Source organism: Bacillus cereus group sp. N24 (assembly GCF_016483345.1).
Lineage (GTDB): Bacteria > Bacillota > Bacilli > Bacillales > Bacillaceae_G > Bacillus_A > Bacillus_A toyonensis.
On sequence record NZ_JAEHCA010000178.1, the window covers coordinates 1 to 218 of the forward strand.

Sequence of the window (218 nt, forward strand, 5' to 3'; positions counted from 1 at the left end):
TCTTCTTTAGCCTTTACTATTTCTTGTGCTTTTGCTTCTTCCTTAGACTTTGCTATTTCTTGTGCTTTTGCTTCTTCTTTAGCCTTTGCTATTTCTTGTGCTTTCGCTTCTTCTTTAGCCTTTACTATTTCTTGTGCTTTTGCTTCTTCTTTAGCCTTTACTATTTCTTGTGCTTTTGCTTCTTCCTTAGACTTTGCTATTTCTTGTGCTTTTGCTTC

The 218-nt window shown here is 35.3% G+C and carries 1 pseudogene; it reads right to left on the bottom strand.

Features of this window, described 5'->3' with window-relative positions:
• Positions 1 to 218 (bottom strand): annotated as a pseudogene (locus JDS95_RS32335) (hypothetical protein); the annotation flags it as partial.